Source organism: Oceanisphaera litoralis, from assembly GCF_016907015.1.
GTDB classification, from domain to species: Bacteria; Pseudomonadota; Gammaproteobacteria; order Enterobacterales; family Aeromonadaceae; genus Oceanimonas; species Oceanimonas litoralis.
In genome coordinates this window covers 21,346-28,081 of record NZ_JAFBBE010000030.1, presented here as the reverse complement: position 1 = coordinate 28,081, position 6,736 = coordinate 21,346, and the positions used below count along the sequence as shown (strand labels likewise).

At 63.2% G+C, this 6,736-nt stretch carries 8 protein-coding genes; 5 read left to right on the top strand and 3 right to left on the bottom strand.

From position 1 onward, the window contains the following. The 3 genes from tnpB to HNR62_RS15095 all read right to left on the bottom strand — a co-directional run. A partial coding sequence (tnpB, locus tag HNR62_RS16480; protein WP_204796487.1) for an IS66 family insertion sequence element accessory protein TnpB occupies window positions 1–134 on the bottom strand: 134 nt, incomplete at its 3' end. Further along, entirely contained in the window at window positions 131–439 is a 309-nt protein-coding gene (gene tnpA / locus HNR62_RS15100) for an IS66 family insertion sequence element accessory protein TnpA (RefSeq protein WP_204796902.1), read from the bottom strand. The genes tnpB and tnpA, both read right to left, overlap by 4 nt. Window positions 440–481: 42 nt before the next feature. Beyond that, window positions 482–1,132, bottom strand: a complete 651-nt coding sequence (locus tag HNR62_RS15095) for an IS4/Tn5 family transposase DNA-binding protein (RefSeq protein ID WP_204796906.1) — start codon at window positions 1,130–1,132, stop codon at window positions 482–484. Window positions 1,133–1,161: 29 nt separating this feature from the next. Here HNR62_RS15095 and HNR62_RS15090 point away from each other — a divergent pair, with 29 nt between their 5' ends. The 5 genes from HNR62_RS15090 (at window position 1,162) to HNR62_RS15070 (ending at window position 6,596) form a co-directional block, all read left to right on the top strand. Beyond that, the gene (locus HNR62_RS15090) at window positions 1,162–1,422 is read left to right on the top strand and encodes a helix-turn-helix domain-containing protein (protein ID WP_204796901.1); all 261 of its coding nucleotides are present in this window, start codon (window positions 1,162–1,164) and stop codon (window positions 1,420–1,422) included. Window positions 1,423–1,833: 411 nt separating this feature from the next. Beyond that, window positions 1,834–2,187: a DOPA 4,5-dioxygenase family protein gene (locus HNR62_RS15085; RefSeq protein WP_204796900.1), complete on the top strand. Its 354-nt coding sequence runs from the start codon at window positions 1,834–1,836 to the stop codon at window positions 2,185–2,187. Continuing rightward, window positions 2,165–2,887, top strand: coding sequence for an ABC transporter ATP-binding protein (locus HNR62_RS15080; RefSeq protein ID WP_239552846.1), 723 nt, complete (start codon window positions 2,165–2,167; stop codon window positions 2,885–2,887). The genes HNR62_RS15085 and HNR62_RS15080 overlap by 23 nt, the downstream gene beginning before the upstream one ends. After that, window positions 2,878–5,379: an ABC transporter permease gene (locus HNR62_RS15075; protein WP_204796899.1), complete on the top strand. Its 2,502-nt coding sequence runs from the start codon at window positions 2,878–2,880 to the stop codon at window positions 5,377–5,379. The genes HNR62_RS15080 and HNR62_RS15075 overlap by 10 nt, the downstream gene beginning before the upstream one ends. Beyond that, entirely contained in the window at window positions 5,379–6,596 is a 1,218-nt protein-coding gene (locus tag HNR62_RS15070) for a lipocalin-like domain-containing protein (protein ID WP_204796904.1), read from the top strand. Before HNR62_RS15075 ends, HNR62_RS15070 begins: the two co-directional genes overlap by 1 nt. Window positions 6,597–6,736: the final 140 nt, after the last annotated feature.

Genomic DNA, 6,736 nt, shown 5'->3' with positions numbered 1-6,736 from the left:
TTACAGAAGATAAACCAGGCCTCGCTCAGCGGGTTGAGTTCAAGCACATCGCTGACAATCAATGCCAGGCCGTCGATCGACTTGCGCATATCGGTCGCGCCGGCCACCAGATAGATGTCGCCGCGTGGAGTCATCGCAAGGCGGCCACGAAACGTTGCAGGGTATCGGGTTCCAGTGCGGCCGGAAACGCCAACTGGCAGCCGTTGGGCAGGGTCAAGGTCAGGTGATGTGCCTGGTAATGCGGCTCCGGCTCAGACAGCCGCACCGGATGGATAGTGTGATGCCGAGCAGTATCAGGCGCCTTGAGTTTACCGGCCCAATAGTAAAAGGTTGACGGACGGATATCATGACGCTGGCAGAATGCGGCCTTGCTGAGGCCACTGTCTGCCTGGGCTTGCAACTGGGCTTGCCAGTACTGACGTTTTTGCTGTGGGGTCATTGCCATTCCTCTTGTTGAGAGGAATAGCGTGCCGCAACGACGTTAGCGCGGGAAGATGGGGTTAATTAGCCGCTTACCTAATACCGGCTCCGCTGCAACCGCCTCCTTGAGCTTGCGGTCGTCGGCCAGTTTGCGGTTATGCTTGCCCCGGATCAGATAGTCGACGTGGGGGGCGGCGGCCTGTTCTTGGTAGAGCGTGAACAAATCGGCTTCCCGGTCGCCAACATAGACCAACCGGGTATCAGGCAGCTGTTGTTTCAGTTCACTGAGCCGCTGATAGCCTTCCAGCCAGCGGTCACTTTCCTTCGGTTGCTGGCCATCACGGGCCCACATCCAGGCATCCGTGATACCCAACGGCAGGCGCTCCGGCGTGACCATCAAGGTGGGATGAAGGTACATGCCGCGACGGGCATCGTAGTTCAGCTTGCCCAATCCCTCGGCCTTGCGACCATTGAAATCCAGTTCGGTGGTATCTTGCAGACACAGCACGGTGTTGTGCTCTGCCGCGCGCGCCAGGGTGCTGTCCCAGTGGGGTTTAAGCAAGGTATCCCAGCTGATGTCCTGCTCCAGCAGACGATAGGTTGCCTTGGTTTCGCTCCAGCCACGGCAGGCGGCGGTGATGCTCTTGCCTGGCTGTGTGGCCAGGGTGTCCACGACCTTGGCCAGTCGCTGGTTTAATCGCTCATCGCCCAGATCTGCCGCCCGCTACTGTGCCGATCATCTTGAAAGCATTGGAAGAATTGGGGCCTCAGGGCTTTGGCTATGAAGACCAGCGCTGGACCACACAACGGGTCGCCGATGCGATCGCCACTCTGACCAAGATCCAGTACACCCAAACACATATGAGTAAGTTGCTGCGGCGCTGGGGATGGTCCTGGCAGAAGCCCAAACGTCAGGATATCAGACGTGATGAAGCAGCGATTATCCATTGGCAGCAGGTGATCTGGCCAGCTTTAAAAAAATCAGGCGCAGGAACAGAATGAGACCCTGATGTTTATCGATGAATCCAGCTTTCACCTGTGCTCGCATCACTACAGACCTTTGCGCCGGTGGGGCAGACTCCAGTGGTGAAAGGCAAACGTGGTCGATCACCGCGTTTTATGGTCACAGGCGCGGTCTCCCCCGAAGGGCGGACGTATTTTAGCTGGACGACCGAGCACGTGACGGGTGGTTGCTTGGCTCACCGGAATCTCAGGCAAGGCTGCCCCATCCCCTAAAAAGCCCCGGACTATCCTGTCCGGGGCTTTTTTAATCTGGCGTTCAGAAAAACCATCCATTCCGAAATGACATGGCGTTTGCCGGTGTGCATCGGTTAGCATTAGGCATGGTTTGATGCCGTTGTTGCCTTTGGCTTAGGCATTGTGGGAGATTGGCGTCAGGAAAAGGAAAACGCAATGAAAGAAACAAAACGGCCCGTCAATTCGCATGAAAGCTACCACGCACATGTCTATTTCGAGCAAGCGACGTTATCTTTTGCGACATCCTTGTGTGAGCAGGCTGGTGAAAAATTCGGCCTCAAAGTGGGGCGTATTCATCAAAGGCCGGTGGGGCCTCACCCGAAGTGGAGCTGCCAAATCACCTTTGGTGCCGAGCATTTCGACGAATTTGTTCCCTGGCTTGAAGCAAACAGGCAAGGGCTCACCATTCTGATTCATGCATTAACCGGCGATAATTTAAAAGATCATACGATATATGCTTATTGGTTAGGAGAGGGGGCTGAGCTCGATGTCTCCATCTTTGGTGGCTAACCACGAAACCGCCATGCTCGAGTTTCGCCAGGTCTACAAGACCTACACCACCCCCCAGGGACCGCTGAGTGTGTTGTCAGGCGTGGATCTGCACCTGGGTGTCGGTGAAAGTTTGGCGTTGATGGGGGAGTCGGGCAGCGGCAAGTCGACGCTGCTGCACCTGGCGGCGGGGCTCGATCTGCCCGACCGGGGTGAGGTCTACATCGGTGGCCAGTCGCTGGCCGGCCTGGATGAACCCGGCCGGGCACGAGTCAGGCGCGACACACTCGGCCTGGTGTTCCAGCAGTTTCATCTGGTCGCCAGCCTCAACGTGGCCGACAACTTGCGGCTGCAGGCCCGGCTGGCGGGGCGGGAAGATCCGGACTGGTCGGCCAGACTGCTGGCGCGACTGGATCTTGCCGGGCGCGAGCGCCACTATCCCGAGCAGCTGTCTGGCGGTCAGCAACAGCGGTTGGCCATTGGTCGTGCGCTGGCGTCTCGCCCGGCCTTGTTGCTGGCCGACGAGCCCACCGGCAATCTTGACGAAACCACCGCCGAGGCGGTGCTCGCGCTGATGCTGGAGCTGGTGGCCGAAAGCGGCAGCAGTCTGCTGATGGTCACGCACAGCCCCAAAGTTGCCGCCCCGCTGGATCGCCGAGTGATCCTGCACCGTGGTCGACTGCTGGCCGGCTCCGCCGCGAGCGATTTGCCATGCGCCTGATGCTGGTGGCGCTGGTGACCCTGTTATCCCACTATCGGCGTCACCCCGGCCAGCTGGCCATGCTGCTGTTGGGGCTTTGGGTAGCGGGGGCGCTATGGAGCGGTGTACAGGCCATCAATGCCTCGGCGCGAGACAATTATGCGCGGGCCGAGGCGCTGCTGGGCAGCGGCTTCGATCGTCTCGAACGTGAGGACGGCCAGCCACTGAGCCGGGACGACTTTATCCGGCTGCGCCGGGCAGGCGTACCGGTCTCGCCACTGCTCGAAGGCGAGCTGGTGACCGACAGTGGCAGCAAGCTCACCCTCATCGGCATAGATCCACTCACCTTGCCCGGCGATAGCCCCCTGGCCCGCACCCGGGCACCGGGTTCGTTGCAGGACTTTCTGTCGCCCCCCTGGCAGACCCGCCTGGCACCAGATACCCGCACCCAGCTGGGCGACCAGCCGACACTACAGGGTGGCACGCCGTTACCGCCACGGGTGGAAGTGCCCGAGCTGCCACCCAATACGCTGGTGATGGATATCGCCATCGCCGCCCGGTTGCTGGGGGCCGGTGACGGGATGACCGCGCTGGTCAGTGCCGCGGATGCGCTGACGGCGGCACCGGATGGATTCACCCTGGTGCGTGCCGATACCCGAGCGGATCCTGGTGAGCTGACCCAAAGTTTTCATCTCAACCTGACGGCCATGGCGATGCTGGCCCTGATTGTCGGTCTCTTTATCGTGCAGGCGGCGCTGGGGCTGGCGCTGGAACAACGCCTGACGTTGTTGCGCACCCTGCGTGCCCTTGGCGTGTCTGGCCGTACCCTGGTGGCCTTGCTGGTGCTGGAGCTTATTCTGTTGGGGCTGTTCGGCGCGCTGGCCGGTCTGCTCGGCGGACTGTGGCTGGCCAAAACATGGCTGCCCGACGTGGCCGCCACTCTGCACAGCCTTTACGGTGCCAACATCGGCGGTACGCTCAGCCTGCCCTGGCATTACTGGCTGGGCGGTATCGGGGTGACCCTGGGGGGGCTGTTCATTGCCGGCAGTGGCATCTTGTGGCGGGCACGTCGTCTCAGTCTGCTGGGGCTCGGTCAGGCCCAGGCGTGGCGAGCCGGTTTTCAGCGCCAGCTGCGGATGCAGACACGGCTGGGTGGCGTGGCGGCGCTGTCGGCGTTGGCGCTCGGGCTATGGCTGCTTACCCGGCCTGGCGGCGAAGGTTTGAGCGCCGGCTTCGGTCTGGTGGCGGCCATAATACTGGCCGCCGCCCTGTGGCTGCCGCCGCTGTTGGCCCTGGTACTGTCTCTCTCGCTCGGCGGGCTGACACGCCTGGCGCGCCCCTGGCCACTCACCCAGTGGGCTCTGGCCGATGTGCAACTGCAGCTGCCACGGCTGTCGCTGGCCATGATGGCACTGCTGATTGCACTGGCGGCCAACCTGGGCGTCAGCAGCATGGTTGGCGGTTTTCGGTTGACCTTTCTCGACTGGCTCGACCGGCGGTTGATGGCGGATCTTTACCTCACGCCGCCGGCGGCGCAATTCGCCGACATTGATGCCTGGCTCGCCCGGCGCGATGAGGTCGAGGAGCGGCTGATCACCGCCGGCGCCGAATCGCAGCTGCTCGGGATCACCTCGGGCAAGGGCGATTCCCGCCGCCCGGGCCTGCCGCTACCGGTATTCGGCATCACGCCGAGTCGCACGCTAATGGCGGACTGGCCCCTGCTCGCCACTCTGGGCGACAGAGATGCGGCCTGGCAGGCGCTCCGGCATGGCCAGGCTTTTATCAACGAGCAGCTGGCCCGGGGGGAGGGCATTGCATTGGGCGACCGGCTCAGCCTGGCCACCCCCGGGGGCATCGAAGGGGTCACAGTGGTGGGCATCTACCCGGATTACGGCAACCCGAGGGGGGAGCTGGTGCTGGCCACGGCGCAGGTGCGGCGGCTGTTCCGGGTACCGCCGGCCTCCATCGGCATAGTGCTGCCGCCTGGAGAGGATGCCGATCTGCTACGCCGGCAGTTGCTCGAACGCTTTACTCTGACGCCGCACAGTTTGCGAGATCAGGGTGAGGTCAAGACCAGGGCGACCGCCATTTTCGAGCGCACCTTTGCCATTACCCGGGCCTTGAATACCCTGACCCTCGGTGTGGCGGCGCTGGCGCTGTTGACGACCCTGCTGGCGCAGGCCCGGGAACGGCGCCGACGGATGGCAGCGCTCTGGGCGCTGGGGGTGCCGCTGCGTCGGCTGCTTGGCATTCAGCTGGCTCAACTGGCCGGCGTGGCGCTGGTGACGGGCCTGCTGGCGATTCCTCTGGGTATTGCCATTACCGCCTGCCTGGTGTGGGGCATCAATGTGGCCGCCTTTGGCTGGCGGCTGCCGCTGCATGTTTTTCCCGGCGAGATCGGCCTGACGCTGATCACCGCCGTCCTGGTTGCCCTGCTGGCGGCGGGCCTGCCGATGTTCAGGCTGTGGCGCACGCCCCCCCGGGCCCTGCTGGCCGAGGAGGAAAGCGCGTGATGCTCAAAGGAGGGCTCTTCAACCTACCGCGTCGTGGTGTACCCCTGTTGTGTATGCTGTTGCTGCTCGGCGCCTGCGATCCGGCTTCAGAGCCTGACAATGGGGCGGTTAATGGTACTGATGTTAGTGGCGGCGGCAGAGCCGGTTTTGCCGGTCTGGGCGCATCGGGCCAGGGCTATACCCACGCCAGCCCCGCTATCAGGCTCGATTTCCCCGAGGATCATGGCCCGCACCCGGACTTTCGTATCGAGTGGTGGTATCTCACCGCCAACCTGGAAGACAAGCATGGCGAACCGCTGGGCATGCAGTGGACCCTGTTCCGCCAGGCGCAGCAGCCCGGGGCGCCCGACGCACCGGATGCCGGCGCCGAACCCTGGGCGGCGGATCAACTGTGGATGGCACACATGGCGCTGTCCCGTGGCGAGAGCCACCGGGTGGCCGAACGTTTCGCACGGGGAAGCGGCGTGCCGCTCCCGGGCATCGCACAGCAGGCCGGCGTCACGGCCCGGCCCTTTCACGCCTGGCTGGATGACTGGCGGCTGGAAAGTCTGAGCACAGATTCCGGGGGCGATGCCCTGGATCGGCTGCGCCTGACGGCCCGGGCCGAGGACGAAAACGGCCCCTTTGGTTATCAATTGGAGCTCGAGGCCGAAGGGCCCCTGGTGCGCCATGGCATCCAGGGTTTCAGCCAAAAATCGGCCGATGGCCAGGGCTCCATGTATTACAGCCAGCCCTTTTATCGGGTCCGCGGCGAGGTGATGCTGGACCAGGAGCGCGTGGCGGTACGCGGGCGGGCCTGGCTGGATCGGGAGTGGAGCAGTCAGCTGCTGAGTGCCGGCCAAACCGGCTGGGACTGGTTTTCGCTGCACCTCGACAGTGGCGCCCGGCTGATGGCCTTTCGCCTGCGCGGTGGGGGGGCAAACCACGGCGACTATCTTTCCGGCAGCTGGATCACCCCGGAGGGCGAGGTCACGCCGCTCAATGCCGCAAGGCTAACGCTGGTGCCGCAGGCGTTTGCCGATGCCGCCGGGCATCGGGTGCCGGTACGCTGGCGCCTGACGCTGCCGGAACAGCAGCTTGATCTGGAGATAGCGGCTCGACACGCGAATCGCTGGATGAACACGTCTGTGTCCTACTGGGAAGGGGCAGTCAGCGTGACCGACGCCACCAGTGGCGCACCGCGCGGCCAGGGCTATCTGGAAATGACCGGGTATTGATTCCCCGCGGGCAAGGCGTGAGCGCAGCGCTAAAAATACGGATTGATGGCCTGAATCATTGAACCCGTCCCCGGAGGTATCAGCCGTTTGCGGAACATAAAATCGCAGAAACTGGCAGTTATCTGCTACCCATCCATGTA

Bases quoted from the DNA above. Each gene is read 5' to 3' on its own strand.
- tnpA (WP_204796902.1), bottom strand. From the start codon at position 439: ATGACCCCACAGCAAAAACGTCAGTACTGGCAAGCCCAGTTGCAAGCC.
- HNR62_RS15085 (WP_204796900.1), top strand. From the start codon at position 1,834: ATGAAAGAAACAAAACGGCCCGTCAATTCGCATGAAAGCTACCACGCA.
- HNR62_RS15080 (WP_239552846.1), top strand. From the start codon at position 2,165: ATGTCTCCATCTTTGGTGGCTAACCACGAAACCGCCATGCTCGAGTTT.
- HNR62_RS15075 (WP_204796899.1), top strand. From the start codon at position 2,878: ATGCGCCTGATGCTGGTGGCGCTGGTGACCCTGTTATCCCACTATCGG.
- HNR62_RS15070 (WP_204796904.1), top strand. From the start codon at position 5,379: ATGCTCAAAGGAGGGCTCTTCAACCTACCGCGTCGTGGTGTACCCCTG.